Annotated in this window: 15 protein-coding genes and 1 other annotated feature; of the genes, 7 read left to right on the top strand and 8 right to left on the bottom strand. The window is 47.7% G+C overall.

Annotated elements, in window-relative coordinates:
• Positions 1–63 precede the first annotated feature (63 nt).
• Positions 64–780, bottom strand: coding sequence for a two-component system response regulator ArcA (arcA, locus tag MU515_RS07715; RefSeq protein ID WP_260259844.1), 717 nt, complete (start codon positions 778–780; stop codon positions 64–66).
• Between the two features lie 329 nt (positions 781–1,109).
• Here arcA and MU515_RS07710 point away from each other — a divergent pair, with 329 nt between their 5' ends.
• Positions 1,110–1,496 carry a DUF3293 domain-containing protein gene (locus tag MU515_RS07710; protein ID WP_349775411.1) on the top strand — a complete coding sequence of 129 codons (387 nt, stop codon included), beginning with the start codon at positions 1,110–1,112 and terminating at the stop codon, positions 1,494–1,496.
• 30 nt (positions 1,497–1,526) lie between these two features.
• Positions 1,527–2,012, top strand: a complete 486-nt coding sequence (locus MU515_RS07705) for a putative 4-hydroxy-4-methyl-2-oxoglutarate aldolase (protein ID WP_260259842.1) — start codon at positions 1,527–1,529, stop codon at positions 2,010–2,012.
• Here MU515_RS07705 and MU515_RS07700 read toward each other — a convergent pair.
• Positions 2,009–2,467 (bottom strand): ribonuclease regulator, encoded by a 459-nt coding sequence (locus MU515_RS07700; protein WP_260259841.1) that lies wholly within the window; start codon positions 2,465–2,467, stop codon positions 2,009–2,011. The genes MU515_RS07705 and MU515_RS07700 overlap by 4 nt on opposite strands.
• A gap of 281 nt (positions 2,468–2,748) precedes the next feature.
• Positions 2,749–2,865: a sequence feature (Thr leader region), on the top strand.
• A 31-nt stretch (positions 2,866–2,896) separates the two neighbouring features.
• Here MU515_RS07700 and thrA point away from each other — a divergent pair.
• From thrA to thrC, 3 genes are read left to right on the top strand one after another with little or no spacing between them, the layout of a single operon-like run.
• Positions 2,897–5,356, top strand: a complete 2,460-nt coding sequence (gene thrA, locus MU515_RS07695) for a bifunctional aspartate kinase/homoserine dehydrogenase I (protein ID WP_260259840.1) — start codon at positions 2,897–2,899, stop codon at positions 5,354–5,356.
• A 26-nt stretch (positions 5,357–5,382) separates the two neighbouring features.
• Positions 5,383–6,339, top strand: coding sequence for a homoserine kinase (gene thrB, locus MU515_RS07690; RefSeq protein ID WP_260259936.1), 957 nt, complete (start codon positions 5,383–5,385; stop codon positions 6,337–6,339).
• A complete protein-coding gene (gene thrC / locus MU515_RS07685; RefSeq protein WP_260259839.1) occupies positions 6,336–7,619 on the top strand; it encodes a threonine synthase in 1,284 nt (427 codons plus the stop codon). Before thrB ends, thrC begins: the two co-directional genes overlap by 4 nt.
• 75 nt (positions 7,620–7,694) lie before the next feature.
• Here thrC and MU515_RS07680 read toward each other — a convergent pair whose 3' ends face one another.
• From MU515_RS07680 to mtnN, 4 genes are all read right to left on the bottom strand, one after another.
• Positions 7,695–8,324, bottom strand: a complete 630-nt coding sequence (locus MU515_RS07680) for a TRIC cation channel family protein (RefSeq protein WP_260259838.1) — start codon at positions 8,322–8,324, stop codon at positions 7,695–7,697.
• Positions 8,325–8,421: 97 nt separating this feature from the next.
• Complete coding sequence (gene btuF / locus MU515_RS07675) at positions 8,422–9,246, bottom strand: vitamin B12 ABC transporter substrate-binding protein BtuF (RefSeq protein WP_260259837.1); 825 nt, start codon at positions 9,244–9,246, stop codon at positions 8,422–8,424.
• A complete protein-coding gene (locus MU515_RS07670; RefSeq protein WP_260259836.1) occupies positions 9,246–10,199 on the bottom strand; it encodes a cobalamin biosynthesis family protein in 954 nt (317 codons plus the stop codon). Before MU515_RS07670 ends, btuF begins: the two co-directional genes overlap by 1 nt.
• 12 nt (positions 10,200–10,211) lie before the next feature.
• Complete coding sequence (gene mtnN, locus MU515_RS07665; RefSeq protein WP_260259835.1) at positions 10,212–10,910, bottom strand: 5'-methylthioadenosine/S-adenosylhomocysteine nucleosidase; 699 nt, start codon at positions 10,908–10,910, stop codon at positions 10,212–10,214.
• Positions 10,911–11,154: 244 nt separating this feature from the next.
• Here mtnN and rpsO point away from each other — a divergent pair, with 244 nt between their 5' ends.
• Positions 11,155–11,424 carry a 30S ribosomal protein S15 gene (rpsO, locus tag MU515_RS07660; RefSeq protein WP_070972367.1) on the top strand — a complete coding sequence of 90 codons (270 nt, stop codon included), beginning with the start codon at positions 11,155–11,157 and terminating at the stop codon, positions 11,422–11,424.
• A 186-nt stretch (positions 11,425–11,610) separates the two neighbouring features.
• Here the strand turns inward: rpsO and MU515_RS07655 are convergent, their stop codons facing one another.
• On the bottom strand, positions 11,611–12,717 hold the full coding sequence (locus tag MU515_RS07655; protein WP_260259834.1) for an ATP-binding protein: 1,107 nt from the start codon (positions 12,715–12,717) through the stop codon (positions 11,611–11,613).
• Positions 12,714–13,904 carry a vWA domain-containing protein gene (locus MU515_RS07650; RefSeq protein ID WP_260259833.1) on the bottom strand — a complete coding sequence of 397 codons (1,191 nt, stop codon included), beginning with the start codon at positions 13,902–13,904 and terminating at the stop codon, positions 12,714–12,716. Before MU515_RS07650 ends, MU515_RS07655 begins: the two co-directional genes overlap by 4 nt.
• A 387-nt stretch (positions 13,905–14,291) precedes the next feature.
• Here MU515_RS07650 and MU515_RS07645 point away from each other — a divergent pair, with 387 nt between their 5' ends.
• Entirely contained in the window at positions 14,292–17,099 is a 2,808-nt protein-coding gene (locus MU515_RS07645; RefSeq protein ID WP_260259832.1) for a leucine-rich repeat domain-containing protein, read from the top strand.
• Positions 17,100–17,107 lie beyond the last annotated feature (8 nt).

The raw sequence follows: 17,107 nt of genomic DNA, 5'->3' as shown, positions 1-17,107 counted from the left end.
GTTAAGCTGAAATAAAAAAGGAGCCAATTGGCTCCTTTTTAGTATCTGGCTAATTGTGCACAATTAGTCTTCTAGGTCACCACAGAAGCGGTAGCCTTCACCGTGAATCGTCGCGATGATTTCTGGCGTACCAGACACTGATTCAAAGTGTTTACGGATGCGACGAATCGTTACGTCAACTGTACGATCGTGTGGTTTTAGCTCGCGACCAGTCATCTTCTTAAGAAGATCTGCACGAGTTTGGATCTTACCTGGGTTCTCACAGAAGTGCAGTAGTGCACGGAACTCTGAGCGAGGTAGCTTGTAGCTGTCACCATCAGGGCTTACTAGAGAGCGACTGTTGATGTCTAGCACCCAACCGTTGAATTGGTATTTCTCAACGCTACGTTTCTCTTCTTGAACCGCGTTTGCGTTCATAGAGCGGTTTAGTAGGTTACGAGCACGGATAGTTAGCTCACGAGGGTTGAATGGCTTAGTGATGTAATCGTCAGCACCAATTTCTAGGCCAAGGATCTTGTCTACTTCGTTGTCACGACCAGTTAAGAACATCAGTGCAACGTTAGCTTGCTCGCGAAGCTCACGTGCAAGGAGAAGACCATTTTTACCTGGAAGATTGATGTCCATGATTACCAAGTTGATCTGGTTATCAGATAGAACTTGGTGCATCTCTTCACCGTCGCTGGCCTCATAAACAGCGTATCCCTCTGCTTCAAAAATACTCTTTAGAGTGTTACGAGTTACTTGCTCATCTTCAACGATAAGAATCTGCGGGGTTTGCATTTGGCGGTACCTAAACTTGTGAAAAAATTGTGCTAATAGAATAAATTCTAGGCAAAAATATTACATACAGATAATTTGCTATTGATAATAAACCAAAGAGTTTAAAAAAACACTGTCTTTGGTAACCCGCCATCCTTGGTGTTACTTTCTTACAGAAGAGGTCCCTTGTCCTCATTTGTTCTATTAGGCGTTGAAACGAATTTTATATAGTTAACAGCATGCTAACAATGCACAAATGTTAATTCCATGCACTTTGTTGATTTATATCAAGAGAATCGATGTAACAAATATTAATAGTAACTGATAAATGTAAAATTAATGATTATATGATGATAGATGCGCAGTTATGGCAGGCATATGCTGATCCCTACTTTAAATTTGCCTCCCCACCTCCTCAGCAAGATTTTGCAATTGTTACTGCATGCAATCCATACAGTAAGCTTTGCTCAGAACAAGAAAATGGCTTAAAAAATAGTCAGTTACGTAGTGAGGTGTGTCGCAAAGTTTGCGTTGATGTTTTAGTAGGAAATGAAGATTTTTCATGGGCGGAAGCGAGCTTTGCCATTGTAATCACCAAACAACAAGCGATAGATCTAGCGCAAAAATATCACCAAAATGCGATCTATTTTGTACAGGGTAAGCAATTATTTTTGTTATCGTGTTTGCCAGATCGAACAGAAATTAATCTAGGAGAATGGTTGTTTCGGCTTAGATAAGGAATTCAAAATTAGCATCATGGAGGAAACATGAGAGATATTACGCCGGATATTTGTGACAAGTTTGCAGATCACGTCACTTACGTAAATTTACCACTAAGTAACTTTGGCCGTAAGAGTGCTTTTTGGGGAGAAATAGTCACTGTACGTTGCTATCACGACAACTCTAAGGTTCGTGACATGCTAGAGCAAGATGGTACTGGTAAAGTGCTTGTTGTGGATGGAAATGGCTCCTGCCAAAAAGCACTGATGGGCGATCAGTTAGCAATCTTAGCAATAGAGAATAACTGGGAAGGCGTCATCATCTATGGTGCAGTGCGTGATGTCGCTATCATGGCCGAAATGGAGTTGGGCATTCAAGCGCTAGGCACTTGCCCATTTAAAACAGAAAAACGTGGCGCAGGCGAAGTGAACGTCACGCTGACGATTCAAAATCAGATGATTCAACCGGGTGATTATATCTATGCGGATTGGAATGGGATTTTGACGTCAACTGAATTACTCAATTGGAACTAGAATCGAAACCCTAAGCCGACTTCAACACCTTGCTGCCACTCTTGATAATCAAGGGTGGCATGCAAATCGATGTTCTCGGTTAGTTGAACACGGCTAGAGACTTCCGCACCAATCCCTTCTTCTTTACCGCTCGGCGCGGTGATATCAGAGTATGAATGCAAAGTACTTTTGACCGATAGACGAGGGGAAACTTGGTAGCTCACACCACTTAAGAAGCCACCTTCATTATTTTTGCCGTTATTCAAACGAGCGCCTACATACAGATCAAGATTATCGAATAGGCTATAAGAGTAGCCGCCATCAATTGTCCAAGAGTCGAAGCGATATTGGTTACTTTCACTAGAGATGAAAGGCTTAAAAGGCGTGTTGTTTTGATGTGCAGGTAAAATGGGCAGATCAGTAGCGAAAGCCGTGCCGCTAAGCAAAGCAAGAGTGAGGCTGATTATTTTTTTCATACGCCGCTCCATACTATTCGCTGTTCATTTTTTCCACTGCCCTGTAATTAAAGCATAAAACTTCCGAACTAGTCGCAAGATTTATATTCCAATTCGTTATTATGACATAAGCGTACAGTTTCACTGTGATCTTGGCGTTGTTTTGTACGCCTTGATTGAATGTTGAGCAAGTTAAAAAGCAAAAAAGCAAAACTTTTCGTTGACTAGTTGTTAGTGAATAAGGTAATTGTATGGGTAAGCAAACACACAATATTCAACAAAACCATATGTTTCATAACAGCCTAACAGTAATGACCACAACCATTATTATTACCGACACCACACGCGTTGGGGCAGGCTGCTAAGCGAAAGAAATTCAAAAAAAGGCCTGTAACCCATTCGGTACAGGCCTTTTTTTATGCCAATTTATAAGAAAATTTGGAGACAGGGATGCGAGTTTTAAAATTTGGTGGCTCATCGTTAGCCGATGCGGATCGTTTTTTACGGGCTGCGGATATCATTGCAAATAATGCGCAGCAAGAAGAAGTTGCCGTTGTGCTCTCAGCGCCGGGTAAAACAACCAACAAGCTGGTTGCGGTTATTGAAGCTTCATTGAAAAAGGGCGATGCCGAGTTGCAAATCGCCGACCTAGAAGATGCGTTCCGCGATCTTTTTCAAGACATCAAGCAAGTTTTGCCAAGCATCGATGGCAGTGGCTACGACAATCAAGTTAAAACCTCGCTTAATCAATTACGCCAGTACGTAAATGGCATTAGCTTGTTAGGCATGTGCCCAGACAACGTAAACGCACGCATCATTAGTAAAGGTGAGCGTGTGTCGATTCAACTGATGAAAGCGGTACTTGAAGCAAAAGGCCAAGCAGCGAGTCTGATTGACCCTGTGGAGTACCTATTTGCTCGTGGTGATCACCTTGAAGCTATGGTTGATGTGGATGTTTCAACTCAGAACTTCCGTCAAAAACCATTACCTCAAGGCCACGTTAACATCATGCCGGGCTTTACCGCAGGTAATGAAAAAGGCGAGTTGGTGACACTAGGTCGTAATGGCTCTGATTACTCAGCAGCGGTATTGGCGGCGTGCTTACGTGCGGATTGCTGTGAAATCTGGACTGACGTTGATGGTGTTTACAACTGTGATCCTCGCTTAGTCGATGACGCGCGCTTGCTTAAATCACTCAGCTATCAAGAAGCAATGGAGCTTTCCTATTTCGGTGCATCTGTTCTGCACCCGAAAACTATCGCGCCGATTGCTCAGTTCCATATCCCATGTCTGATCAAAAACAGCTTTAACCCACAAGGTGCGGGTACGCTAATTGGCCAAGACACTGGTGAAGACAATCTTGCGATCAAAGGCATCACGACTTTAAGTGACCTGACAATGGTCAATGTATCAGGCCCGGGTATGAAAGGTATGGTGGGCATGGCAAGCCGTGTCTTTGGTGCGATGTCATCTGCGGGCGTATCGATTGTACTTATCACTCAGTCATCTTCTGAGTACAGCATCAGTTTCTGTATTGAGGCGGAAGATAAAGCGCGCGCTCAGCAAGCATTGCGTGATTCTTTTGAGCTAGAGCTTAAAGATGGTCTGCTAGAGCCAGTAGAGTTTATCGATCATGTTGCGATCGTAACTTTGGTTGGTGACGGTATGCGAACTTCTCGCGGCGTGGCTTCTCAGTTCTTCTCATCATTAGCCGAAGTTAACGTAAACATCGTTGCTATCGCGCAGGGTTCATCGGAACGTGCTATCTCAGCGGTGATACCAGAAGACAAAATCTCTGAAGCAATCAAAGCATGTCACGAGAACTTATTTAACTCGAAGCACTTTTTGGATGTCTTCATCGTTGGTGTTGGCGGCGTCGGTGGTGAACTGGTGGATCAGATTCAACGCCAGCAAGCAAAATTGGCAGAGAAGGGGATCGTACTGCGAGTTTGTGGCCTTGCGAACAGTAAGGGCGTATTGCTCGATGGTGAAGGCCTTCCGCTCGATCACTGGCGTGATCGCTTAAATGGTATCAGCGAAGAGTTCAGTCTACCGCGTTTAACGTCACTGGTTCAGCGTAATCACATCATCAACCCAGTATTAGTTGATTGTACATCGAGCGAGAAGATTGCTGAGCAATATGCAGATTTCTTGGCGGCAGGCTTCCACGTTGTGACGCCAAACAAAAAAGCCAACACTTCGAGCATGGCTTACTACCATCAGCTTCGCGATGTAGCGCGTAGCTCACGTCGTAAGTTGATGTACGAAACAACGGTAGGTGCCGGTCTGCCGGTTATCGAAAACTTGCAAAACCTCATTTCAGCAGGTGATGAGCTAGAGCGTTTCTCTGGCATTCTGTCTGGCTCGCTGTCTTACATCTTCGGTAAGCTTGATGAAGGCATGACCCTAAGCCAAGCGACTAATATTGCGAAAGATAATGGCTTTACAGAGCCTGACCCTCGTGATGATTTATCGGGTATGGATGTCGCGCGTAAGCTACTTATCTTGGCTCGTGAAGCGGGAATGAATCTTGAACTTGAAGATGTGATTGTTGACCAAGCTCTACCACCAGGTTTTGACGATTCAGGCAGCGTTGAAGAGTTTATGGCGCGCCTACCTGAAGCGGATGCGTACTTCCAAAAACTTGCATCAGAGGCGGCGGCAGAAGGCAAAGTATTGCGTTACGTGGGTGAGATTGTCGATGGCCAGTGCCGCGTAAGCATTGCTGCTGTGGATGGCGATGACCCAATGTTTAAGATTAAAGATGGCGAAAATGCGCTGGCCTTCTACAGCCGCTACTACAGCCCAATCCCATTGGTGCTGCGTGGTTACGGTGCTGGTACGGCAGTAACTGCTGCGGGTGTATTCTCTGATGTAATGCGTACATTAGGTTGGAAGCTAGGGGTTTAACGATGAGCAGTGATATGAGTAGTGGTATGGATGTCGTTGTTTACGCGCCAGCTTCAATTGGCAACGTAAGTGTGGGTTTTGATGTGTTGGGGGCGGCCGTGTCTCCAATTGATGGCACGCTATTGGGTGACCGAGTATTAGTGAAGAGAGGCGAGCAGCCATTCACGCTAGATACTGCTGGTGACTTTGTTTCAAAGCTACCCGTCGATCCAAAAGAAAACATCGTTTATGACTGCTGGCGAGTGTACTGCCGAGAGTTAGCAAAGAAAGGTGTTGAGCCTTTACCTGTCGCAATGACGTTAGAGAAAAACATGCCAATTGGTTCTGGGTTAGGCTCTAGTGCGTGCTCGATTGTGGCTGCGTTAGATGCATTGAACCAATTCCATGCTAAGCCATTAAATGAGACAGAGCTGTTAGCACTAATGGGTGAAATGGAAGGTCAAATCTCTGGTGGTATCCACTACGACAATGTTGCGCCATGCTACCTAGGCGGATTACAGCTCATGCTTGAAGAGCTGGGTGTGATCAGTCAAGAAGTGCCATGTTTTGATGAGTGGTACTGGGTGATGGCTTACCCGGGGATTAAGGTTTCGACGGCAGAAGCCCGTTCGATTTTGCCGTCGCAATACCGTCGCCAAGATGTGATCGCTCATGGTCGTCACTTAGCCGGTTTTATTCATGCTTGTCACTCAGGGCAGCCAGAGCTAGCCGCCAAAATGATCAAAGACGTGATCGCAGAACCATATCGTGAGAAACTGCTACCGGGATTTGCTGATGCGCGTAAATATGCGGCATCGGCAGGCGCGTTAGCAACCGGTATCTCGGGCAGTGGTCCAACACTGTTTAGCATCTGTAAAGAGCAAGATACTGCTGAGCGTGTCGCTCGATGGCTCGAACAAAATTATGTACAAAATCAGGAAGGATTCGTTCACGTTTGTCGCTTAGACAAGCAAGGTTCGAAAGTAACAGGAAGTGAGCTATGAAGCTTTACAATATAAAAGAAAATGATGAACAAGTTTCCTTTGGCCAAGCCGTTCGCCAAGGGTTAGGTCGTAATCAAGGCCTATTTTTCCCATCTGAACTGCCTAAGTTTGATGATGTGGATGCGCTACTGGAGCAAGACTTTGTTGCTCGTAGTACTAAGATTCTATCGGCATTGATCGGTGAAGAGCTTGCAGAGCAGCAAGTTAATTCTATGGTTGATGCGGCATTCCAATTCCCAGCACCGATTAAGCAAGTTAAAGACGGTGTTTATGCGCTTGAGCTTTTCCATGGCCCAACACTGGCGTTTAAAGATTTTGGCGGCCGTTTTATGGCGCAATCTTTAGCAGCAGTTTCAGACGGCGGTAAGATTACTATCCTAACGGCAACGTCTGGTGATACTGGCGCTGCGGTAGCACATGCTTTCTATGGTATGGAAGACATTAATGTCGTGATTCTTTACCCGAAAGGCAAGATCAGCCCACTGCAAGAGAAACTGTTCTGTACACTAGGTAAAAATATCCATACCGTAGCGATTGATGGCGATTTCGATGCTTGTCAGGCGCTAGTGAAGCAAGCTTTTGATGATGCTGAGCTACGTGAAGAGATTGGCTTAAATTCAGCTAACTCAATCAATATCAGCCGTTTAATGGCGCAAATCTGTTACTACTTTGAAGCTGCATCTCAGCTAACCAAAGAGCAACGCGATAATCTTGTTGTTTCAGTACCAAGTGGTAACTTCGGTAACTTAACTGCGGGTCTGCTTGCTAAAGCAATGGGCTTACCGATCAAACGCTTTATTGCCGCGACCAATGCTAACGATACTGTGCCGCGCTACCTAGAAACAGGTAAGTGGGATCCAAAACCGACAGTGGCAACCACATCTAATGCGATGGACGTTAGCCAGCCAAACAACTGGCCACGTATCGAAGAGCTTTGCCGAGTGAAAGAGTGGGGCTTAGAAACGTTAGGTAAAGGCGCTGTGACTGATGAGCAAAGTGCTCAGTCAGTGCGTGACCTAAATGAACTGGGTTACCTGTGTGAACCACATGGCGCGATTGCTTACCGAGTGCTTGAAGAGCAATTGGCGGAAGGTGAAACAGGCCTATTCTTGTGTACTGCGCACCCTGCGAAGTTTAAGGAAGTGGTGGATGACATTTTAGGTAGTGACATTGAGCTACCAGGCCCACTAGCCAAACATGCGGTGATGGAGCTACTGTCAGAAGATCTAGCAAATGACTTTGATGCACTTAAGCAAGTACTGCGTCGCGTTCAGCCGTAGATTAAATGTAAGTTCACCGGAATAGAAAAAGGTCGTCTAAATTAGACGACCTTTTTGTTTGTTCTTTTCCAAGCTTTAATTCGATGGCTTGTGCAAAGCAAATGTCGGCAGAGATAAGTGCCAGCGAATTGCGCCTAGACGAATCAGTAAGGTAAAGAAGACACCAGCAAGGAATGCGGTTGAGTTACTATAACCCATTGCCAGTGCAGTGGTATGGAACACACCGCCAACAATACAGGCGGTCGCATAAACTTCACTTCTCAGTACCATTGGCACTTCACGAGCCAGCACATCACGGATAATACCGCCGCCACAACCGGTTATAACCCCCATGATCACTGCTACCATCGCAGAATCTTGATAGATCATGGCTTTTTCTACGCCAATGCCCACGAACACAGCAAGGCCAATTGCGTCACAAACAGGTAAGATCCACCATGCTAAGCGTTTCGGTCGACGGACGATCAGCATAGTCAGTAGGCAGGTAATAATAATCACCCAAAGGTAATTGGTGTCAGTAATCCAGAAAACCGGAGTTGCGCCCAAAGCCATGTCACGGATTGTACCGCCGCCAATAGCCGTCACGCTGGCAAGTACCGCGACACCAAATGGGTCCATTTTTAAGCGGCCCGCAAGCAGCACGCCAGAGATAGCAAAAATTGCCGTACCAAAAAGGTCAATTGTATAAAGCAGCATGGAGTCCATGTCACTAAGTTCTCATCTTGTTGTTAGCTGTTGATTTTTTCACCGAGCAGGTAACGTTTGCTCGGCGAGGCATAGTACGGAATAAAATCGAGTTCCGTTAACGGTTTTTTCTCACATTTTCGAAGTGCTCACAAACTTGCTCAATGGCGCGCACCGTTCGCGGTGTTGGGCGGTTCAACCAGTCAGAGGTTAACGTCCAGACGTGCTCATTTTGTAGCGCTTGTAATTGCTCATGCCATGGTTGCCACATGGTGTTGTTTTCAATCGCGTGGCGAGAAGTAAATATCACTTCTGGGTTTGCCAGTAGCACCTGCTCTTGTCCTACTTGAGGGTAAGGGGCCGCGGCTTTTTCAAAGATGTTTTCACCACCACAAAAGCTGAATACTTCGCTAGGCCATTTCCCCTGAGCGACGGTAATGATTGGTTTTTCACTTAACTGATAGAAGTAGCTGACTTTGTTATCTGTGTGGTAACGCTGCTTGAGTGCTAATAGCTGTTGGCGAAATTGGGTTGCTGCTTGTTGGCCTTGGCTTGGGTCATCGGCGAACTGACTTAGATCTTCGATATTGCGGGCTATATCTTCTAGTGAATGGGTGTTGGTTTCATACATATTAAAACCGAATTGACGTAATTTTTCTAATTCTCGTGGAGGGTTACCCGATGGCCAAGCAATGATTAAATCGGGTTGCAAAGCGATGATACGCTCAACATTGATGCCTTTGTAGTTGGCGATTTTTTCCAATTGATTCGCGACTGGTGGGTAGTCACTGCGATCGCTGACCGCAATCAGTTTATCACCAAGCCCAGCGGCAAAGGCCAGTTCAGTGGCGGAGGGTGCGAGGCTGATGACTCGCTCAAACGATTGCGCCAATGAAGTAAAAGAAATCAAACTGCTGAGTAGCAGAAGAGAAAAACGGAACATTACAATCCTTGATAGATGAAGCCCATGATAAGGCTTTGTAGCGCGAGCCAAACCCAAATGCGGCTAAGTAATAATTTACGGGTTTGATCTAAGTGAATGGCGGATGGAGCAATGCGTCCGCCTAACTTTGCACGCACGCTTTTTTTGCCGTCATAAATGGCAGGGCCGCATAGGGATAGCTCCAGTTTACTGCCGACAGTAACCAGAACCCAAGAAGGGCCGGGTAAAGGCCATGATGCGGCCTGTTGTTTTAGCAACTGCATGGTTGCGTTGCTGCGTTGACCAATTAGCAGCATTAGGGCAAACAGTCGCAACGGAATGAAATCAAGTACGGCTAAAGCGCGAATCGCTGGAATACCAAATGGGCTGAACCTTTGACGCGAAGGTGACCAAGCGCGAGCAAGCTCTATCGTCATTCGATACATAAAGGCGCCAATACCACCGCCAATGGCATACCAAAACAGCACACCAATGACGTTACGGCTGTAACTCATGATCACGGTTTCTGTTGCTGCTTTGCCTAGCCCCATCAAAGAGAGGGTTTCCGTTGAGCGGTTAATAAGCGGATTAATCAGTTGCTTGGCCGCTTGTTTATCTTCTTTGGCAAGCAGTTGACCAAATTGATTGGCAAATTTTTCAGTATTTCGCCAATCTAAAGCGAGAATAAGAAATGCGAGCTCGAATAATACCGGCTGCCAAACGAGTGTTTTTAATGCGATTAGCACTGCGAGCATAGGCGCTAGCATGAGCAACCAAGCTAACGAACCAGAAAGCAGGCTCTGAGAATAACTGTTATTGTTATTTACTTTGCTTGCTAATAGCTCTGCAAATTTATGCCATAAGATGGCCGGATGGGCTTCGCGAGGGAAGGGCAGAATCGCTTGGCAAAGTAGCGCGCCCCAAAGTGCGAGGAGCGCGCCGTTTGCATAAAACTGATGAAATAGTTCGTCCATGAGCGTGAGCAATTATGCCTTCAACAGTTCAACCATCTTGAACACCATTTCTGATGAGCTCTTCGCTGCAAGAGGTAGGAACTCATCAAAGCTCATGCTCGCTTCTTTGTCCGCTACGTCAGAAATTGCGCGTACCACAACAAATGGTACTTGGAACTGGTGACATGTTTGTGCAATCGCCGATGCTTCCATTTCTACTGCAATAACAGATGGGAAGTGCTTACGAATAAACGCTTGGCGTTCAGCAGTACAAACAAACGCATCGCCAGTACAGATAAGGCCGCGTACCGCGTGTTTATCTTCCATTTGCGATAGGGCTTTTTCTGCCACATCCATTAGGTTGGCGTCAGCCATGAAAGCGGCTGGTTGCTGAGCCATTTGACCCATTTCGTAACCAAATGCGGTTACGTCTGCATCGTGGTGACGAACTTCGGTAGAGATAACCACATCACCAAGGTTTAGGCTTGAATCAAAACCGCCCGCAGAACCTGTGTTAATGACCACATCAGGTTGGTATTCGTTCAGTAAGATTGTTGTGCCGACTGCAGCCGCCACTTTACCAATACCTGATTGAAGCAGAACAACGTCAACACCATTTAGTTGACCAGAGAAGAAAGTACAACCTGCTTTTTTCTCTTCGTGGCAGTTTTCGATAGCTTGTTTAAGGATGGAAACTTCTTGTTCCATTGCACCAATGATGCCGATTTTCATAGTGAGTCCTGTATATATCAGATAGGTCTATCCCCAGAGCGTTGAGGCGCACTTTCATAAATTTAATGAGTGGTCACTTCAACTATTTGGGGTAGTTTGCATTGTTGCTAAGTGTACCAGAAATCGTCGAACTGGAAACAGCTTGCTTAAGCGTTATACATCTCATATAATCCGCGCTTCGCGTAGCGGCTGAATCAGAGATCGGCTGCTACAACTTTAAACCTACTCTTATTAGGAGAGAATTATGTCTCTGAATGCAGAAACTAAAGCAGCAATCGTTGCAGAATACGCACAAGGCGAAGGCGACACTGGTTCACCAGAAGTTCAAGTAGCTCTACTTACAGCTTCTATCAACCACCTACAAGGTCACTTCAAAGCACACAAAGGCGATCACCACAGCCGTCGTGGTCTTCTACGTATGGTTTCTCGTCGTCGTAAGCTTCTAGATTACCTTAAAGGTAAGAACCTAGAGCGTTACCAAGACCTAATCAAGCGTCTAGGCCTACGTCGCTAATCAGCGGCTGCATAGAACAGTTTGTTTAAAAGGGGCTATATGCCCCTTTTTTGTATCTGAAACTTATGATTTGACAGTTCTATTTGTTATATCCTTGCTGAAAGAGTAAGTGATCAATCGCTTCAAACAAAAATGCCAGTTCGCTTAGCGAACTGGCATTTTTTCTTTGGGGAAGGGGTAATAAGGTTAAGAGTTACTTAGGAACAGCTTAGCCAGTTCCGCATCTGCTAATACCCCTTTCACCGAAGCATTACCGCTGTTCATTAGATCCTGCATCAGTCCAAGACGCAGATCGTTTGGTAGGAAGCCCAGCTTAAGAAACGCCTGTATATTACCAATTTGAGCCGGTTTGAGTTTAACGCCACTGACTTTCAGGTAGTGGTGGAGGCGGGTACACAGGGTGGCCAGAATGTCGATTCGTGGTGCGGCACCGCCGGCGATGCGCTCAATTTGTGGAGCGATCTCCTTATCGAAGGATTTGGCATCCACCATAGCCTGAGGCGAAACCAGCTTACTCAGGTTCTGCTCCACAAAGGCGATGAAGGCGGCGCAGGTGGTCTCATCCAAACAGGAGCGAGCCAGAATGTTCACTAGTGGCAGCTGCAACTTGAGATCCTCAATTGCTGCAATGGCTTGGAAGAACTGTACCAGAGAGCGAGGGGTGGTGCGCTCGCCGCTGACCAGCTCAGGGTAGGTCAACACAAAGTCGATGCCTCTAGGGTCGATGTTGGCACCTTCTGCCCACAATGCCCACGCTCTCGCATCAAACTCCATGGTGATGTGCATCATGCGGGTCAGCATGGCGTCGTCCATTGGTGTGACTGAATAGTCGCCACCATCTGGGTTTGCGGTAAGCACAATTTGCCAGCCTTCAGGCAGCGCCCAGCTGATGAGCTCATGGTTTTGCAGCAGCTGCATGATGCCTCGAAGGATGCGCTCGTCGGCGCGGTTAACATCATCAATCAGTAGGATACCTGGGCCGGGTTCGGTCGGAACCCAGTGGGGAGCGGCAAATTGAGTTACGTTTTCTCCCTGTTCATTTTGGGTTACCTGAGGCATCCCCAACAGATCCCCCATTTCCTCAAACTGAGCTGGAGCAATGGTGCGCCACTGCATTTCTCTCTCTTTGGCGATTTGCTCCACCATCTGGGTTTTACCTATGCCGTGACGGCCCCAGATGCAGACAGGAACGCTGCGTTGACCTGATTTAGGTAGCAGATGTTCGATGAAGCTGCGTACTTCCGGCGCTTGGCAGGTTAAACCGTAGTAGCTGTAGTTGTGGCTGTGTGTCATGAATGTCTCGTGCTGGTTTCGGTGCTGGTATTGGTATCGGCCATGGGGATCACCCGACCGCATTGGCGAAGAGGTGTGTTTTTTATCGAAGTTCTGTCGTTGTGAATCAACCACAGAATAGGCGCCCGCGCCGAAATCTCCGGCGGCGGCGCTTCACCATCGGTGAAGTAGATGGTGGCATCAACCCGCAGTCGATTGGCCATTTCAATGGGGGCGTCAAAGCAAGTGCCTCCGCGTCCACTGATCGCTTTTGGTGGTTCGCCTCGGTAACGGTATTGACTTTTGATCTCGGTATCGCATTCAACGATGGTGAGTTCGGCGCCGACACGCCAGATATGGTGTAGCTCCTCAAAAAAACGCTTGAGCTGTTGGTCATCGACACTTGCAGAAGTATCTATGGCGACCAGAATGTGTTGATGAGGCTGAATGCGGGTTCCGGGAGTGGTACCGTAGCGTTTCGAAGGTCGTCGTAGGGTATTTTTTACTGAGGTGCGCCGAGCGCTAGAGGCGAACAGCTTTAGTAGGCGTCGCCAGTTAACTGTAGGGCGACGACGAGCAATAGCCTGGGCAAGCGCTTCCAGTACGCTGGCGGGCAAAAGGCCTCGCGCTCTGGCGTTTACCTGCTCGGTGCGTTGAGCGCTTTCCTCCAGCTTACTGTCTAGCTGCTGACTCACCAGAGAGCGATGGGCTTCATCGAGCTGGCCTAGTGCGTTCCAGCTTTGGTGCCCTAGTCCTGCGCCATCAAAGCCTTGACTGCCCGTGAATTGGTTGTTTTGGGGCAGTCTTTGGTAGTAGTAGCCCAGTTCGCGATGGGGCTCTAACTCTGGATGGCCTAGTCCCGTCAGCCACTGGTTTACCAGTTCGAGATTTGGGGCATTTGGGGCCAATTGGTCAGGGTTGAGATATTGATTCACCACCAGATCAGCCGCCAGATCAAAACGGGCTGAGTCTGCGTATTGGTGGCGGCCGAAGGGATGCCCTAATACTAAGTGCAGGGCTTCATGTTTTAGTGCCCCCAGTTGTTGAGATTCGCTCAATGCGCCCCAAGGTGCAAAGTGGCATATGAACTGAATGTTACTGTTTTCTTTGAGTTTTATCTCAAGAGGAGCGGTTCCTTCGTCACCTTGCTCTAGGGTAGCCTTATGAAAACTACTCAGATAATGGCCGTAAAAGGGCTCATTGAGCATCAGTTTGACTAGGATTCGTGACAGATTGGTGGTGTTTATAGCGTAATCCAGATTAACTATATGATTTAACGTGAATTATCCATATAATGCTCGGGTGGTCAATCCACGTTCGAGTTTAATAGTAAGAGTTTTAGGAGCATTTCGTTGAAACCTATGTATGGTGATTTAACGTAAAGCCCGGTACGCGCAGTAACCGTACAAAGACGAAACCTCGCAGTACCCATCTGGAAACCTATCCACCATGCTCGACTGAGCGAATCAATTTCTGCAGCCATCCAGCTTTTTGAAGTTGAACCTAATCGAATTTTAGAGGTGATTCTCGTTGGTCACCCTTGTTGCCGTGCCTTTGTCGCGTCCCCAACCAGAACAGAACCGTAAGGAGGCTCCATGCTGAGTGTGGAACTGGAAGATTACAATCACGACTCCCTGTTGGAATCGGTACACCTTGATGTCGAGCATTTGTTGTATGACAGTGATGAGCCGATGGAGAGCTGGCAGCAGCTCAGCCGAGCCTTCCCTCGACTTCGTAAGCTGACCTTTGAGGATCTTGGCCGCGTGGGTGGTCGCAAAGAGATCAATGCGGAGTTTTTCCAGCAGTTCCCCAACTTGTCTGAACTGGAAATGCCGACTCGAAGTCGCGATAAGCTGTCGGTGAACTTGGAGAACGTCAATCCGGAGCACCTGGCCAATTTGGAAAAACTGAAACTGAGCCAATGCCGAGATGAGGATCTGGTGCTGCTCTCAAGCCTGCCTAAATTAACCGATCTGACAGTGCGCCTCTACCAGTCCAGCGTTAAGGTTGCCATCAGTGACCAATCCTCTTTGAAGGTACTTAAGGTGGGGCTGGAGTCTCAGGTGAGTGCGCTCAGTTGTGATCTTGAGAACAGCCAACTGACCTCCGTAGTTCTGGGGCAACTGGATTACTATGATGATGGCCCGACGGCTCTTTCTGTGAATCAGCTGTGTTTGCCAAGCTCACTGCAAGAGTTCACCTTAGATGCCCATTGTGTCGGAAAACTGCCCGGCTCTATCTTGGGTGCCAACCAAAGCCTAAACCAGTTAACTCTGAATTTGGGCTCCGCTGAGCTTGCGGAGGATCTTCTCGGTGAACTTAAGGAGTTGAATCGACTCACTCTGACCTTAACTGAGCCGACACCGCCCTTGCCTCCGGCGTTGTTTTCCAAGCTAACTCGAGCTACTAAGTTGGAACTTAAGTGCGAACAGACCCAGATCCCAGGACTGCTGCTACCTCATGGAATGATGGTGGAGGATTTTAATTACAGCAATGTCAGTGGGGCGCTAGAGAAAGCTAATGAGCTGATACTGCCAGAGCTGAGCAGAGCGTGGATTTGTGGCTTAAACGGCGAGCAACTGGATTGGTTGGCTCACAGCCCGAAACTGAACGATTGTAATTTTTTACTAAAGGGCAAAGTGTCGCAGATGCCTGAACTGCCGATGCTTACCAGCTTGACCCTGCGAGGGGGAGAACTGGAGCAGTTACCGACGTCGGTACTGAGCAGTAGCACCATTGAGCGTCTTAATTTACTGTCAGTTACCTTGCCTCGACTGGGGGATATGAGCCAGATGACGGCTCTTGCTGACGTGTGGATTCAGCCTTGGCGTCATCAGCAAGCATCATTGCCAGATCAGAAGGACTTAGTCACCATTCCCGCTCTAAAATCGCTTCGTCTAGACATCGAACTGAAGCAGTTTGATCCCGCCTGGATCAACTTAAATGCGGAGTTGAAACTGGACATCAGCAGTGAAAAATTGGCGGCGGAGTGGCAGATCTTAAAGCGCTCTCACTTAAATGATGAGGAGTCTTTGGGCTACCTGAATATCTTGGCTCCTGTGTATAAGCCCGCTGAGCTGCCATCGATGCCGGCTAATTTCCATTTGACGATGATGGCGGCTAAGTACAACCGCTTTAAGGCACAGCACAAAGCGTGGCTAAGCCAGTTGGCTCAGCACAATCAGCAGCAGCGACCTTTTGGCGCCGACAGTATTTTGTTTGTTTCTGGGCGCAGTGGCTTTAAAGCAACGGAGCTTAAAGCCAAAGCCGAGGAGGTGGGCTTTAGCCTCAGCAAGAAATTGGATGATAAGGTCACTCACATTTTGCTAGGCAGCGCACCTAAGAACACCGAGAGTTTCGATCTTGAGCGCCACGCCATCATTGATGATTCGGTGCTGCAGCAGTGCTTCGAAGCCAACGCGCCTAAGTTTCTGCAGCAGCAGGGCGGCGAATCGATGGAGGCCAGTGTATTGGAGATGTTGGCCTCTCCCGATGAAGCGTCCCACAAGGTTGCCGTACAGATGTTGGAACAGGGCGGGGTGACCGAAGCGATGCGCCTGCCGCTGTTCCTGATTTTGAAAACTACCGCCGACAATGGCTTTCGTAAGCAGATCAAACATCTGCTGGCGGGCATGGGGGATGAAGCCTTCCAACTGGCGGTGAACGATCGCATCCTGTTTCACAACTGCCGCGGCCTCGACGATTATGGCAACCATAAGGGGCAGGGCGTGATGGTCGATAAGCTTAAGAAGCAGCGCAGAAAGTGGGGCGATGTGCTGTGCATGGAGTTTGCGCAGCTATTCTTTAGGCGTTATGGCGAAGGCCTTATTTACGTGATGCTGCAAAAGACCCCAGCTGAGCTGCGTTTGTCGATGCTGGAATCACTGGTTGAGGGTGATTGTCTTAACTGGCGTCGAGGCATGGGTATGGATCAGATTCAGGAGTTCTGGAACAGGGAATCCCAGATTAACTTGCACTGGCATCCGATGTTCTATCTCAATAGAGATAACCTACTGGGCGCAGTGAAAATTGAGATTCCAAAGGAGTTGGCCAGCGGGCGCACTATTCGTCGTCTGGATCTGGGCAACTGCCTATTGAGTACGCTGCCAAAAGGTGCCGATCAATTTACCGAGATCACCAGCTTAAGCTTAGCCCACAATATGTTGGACTCCCTGCCGAGCGCAATGACTAAGTTCACCCAGCTTGAGGAGCTGGATCTCTCCTTTAACCACTTCCGTGAATTTCCCAAGGTGTTATTGAAGATGCCTTGGCTGAAGAAGCTGGACTTTCGCCGTGCCACTCGTCCTGGACTGGATGAGGATTATGGCTCGCACTATCACAAATTGCGTGTGCCGCAGGCATTTTTAGAAGCCTGCCCAGAGTGCGAAGTGCTTCAGGATTAATGAACTAG

The organism is Vibrio intestinalis (assembly GCF_025195085.2).
In the GTDB taxonomy this organism is placed as follows: domain Bacteria; phylum Pseudomonadota; class Gammaproteobacteria; order Enterobacterales; family Vibrionaceae; genus Vibrio; species Vibrio intestinalis.
Note: the sequence above shows the minus strand (reverse complement) of the source record. Positions and strands in the feature narration are given on the sequence as shown.

What these genes read in the sequence shown, in the direction of transcription:
- MU515_RS07645 (WP_260259832.1), top strand. Translation starts at nt 14,292, where the DNA reads ATGCTGAGTGTGGAACTGGAAGATTACAATCACGACTCCCTGTTGGAA.
- btuF (WP_260259837.1), bottom strand. Translation starts at nt 9,246, where the DNA reads ATGTTCCGTTTTTCTCTTCTGCTACTCAGCAGTTTGATTTCTTTTACT.
- MU515_RS07655 (WP_260259834.1), bottom strand. Translation starts at nt 12,717, where the DNA reads ATGACACACAGCCACAACTACAGCTACTACGGTTTAACCTGCCAAGCG.
- MU515_RS07650 (WP_260259833.1), bottom strand. Translation starts at nt 13,904, where the DNA reads ATGCTCAATGAGCCCTTTTACGGCCATTATCTGAGTAGTTTTCATAAG.
- MU515_RS07705 (WP_260259842.1), top strand. Translation starts at nt 1,527, where the DNA reads ATGAGAGATATTACGCCGGATATTTGTGACAAGTTTGCAGATCACGTC.
- MU515_RS07710 (WP_349775411.1), top strand. Translation starts at nt 1,110, where the DNA reads ATGATAGATGCGCAGTTATGGCAGGCATATGCTGATCCCTACTTTAAA.
- rpsO (WP_070972367.1), top strand. Translation starts at nt 11,155, where the DNA reads ATGTCTCTGAATGCAGAAACTAAAGCAGCAATCGTTGCAGAATACGCA.
- thrB (WP_260259936.1), top strand. Translation starts at nt 5,383, where the DNA reads ATGGATGTCGTTGTTTACGCGCCAGCTTCAATTGGCAACGTAAGTGTG.
- MU515_RS07670 (WP_260259836.1), bottom strand. Translation starts at nt 10,199, where the DNA reads ATGGACGAACTATTTCATCAGTTTTATGCAAACGGCGCGCTCCTCGCA.
- thrA (WP_260259840.1), top strand. Translation starts at nt 2,897, where the DNA reads ATGCGAGTTTTAAAATTTGGTGGCTCATCGTTAGCCGATGCGGATCGT.
- arcA (WP_260259844.1), bottom strand. Translation starts at nt 780, where the DNA reads ATGCAAACCCCGCAGATTCTTATCGTTGAAGATGAGCAAGTAACTCGT.
- MU515_RS07680 (WP_260259838.1), bottom strand. Translation starts at nt 8,324, where the DNA reads ATGGACTCCATGCTGCTTTATACAATTGACCTTTTTGGTACGGCAATT.
- thrC (WP_260259839.1), top strand. Translation starts at nt 6,336, where the DNA reads ATGAAGCTTTACAATATAAAAGAAAATGATGAACAAGTTTCCTTTGGC.
- mtnN (WP_260259835.1), bottom strand. Translation starts at nt 10,910, where the DNA reads ATGAAAATCGGCATCATTGGTGCAATGGAACAAGAAGTTTCCATCCTT.
- MU515_RS07700 (WP_260259841.1), bottom strand. Translation starts at nt 2,467, where the DNA reads ATGAAAAAAATAATCAGCCTCACTCTTGCTTTGCTTAGCGGCACGGCT.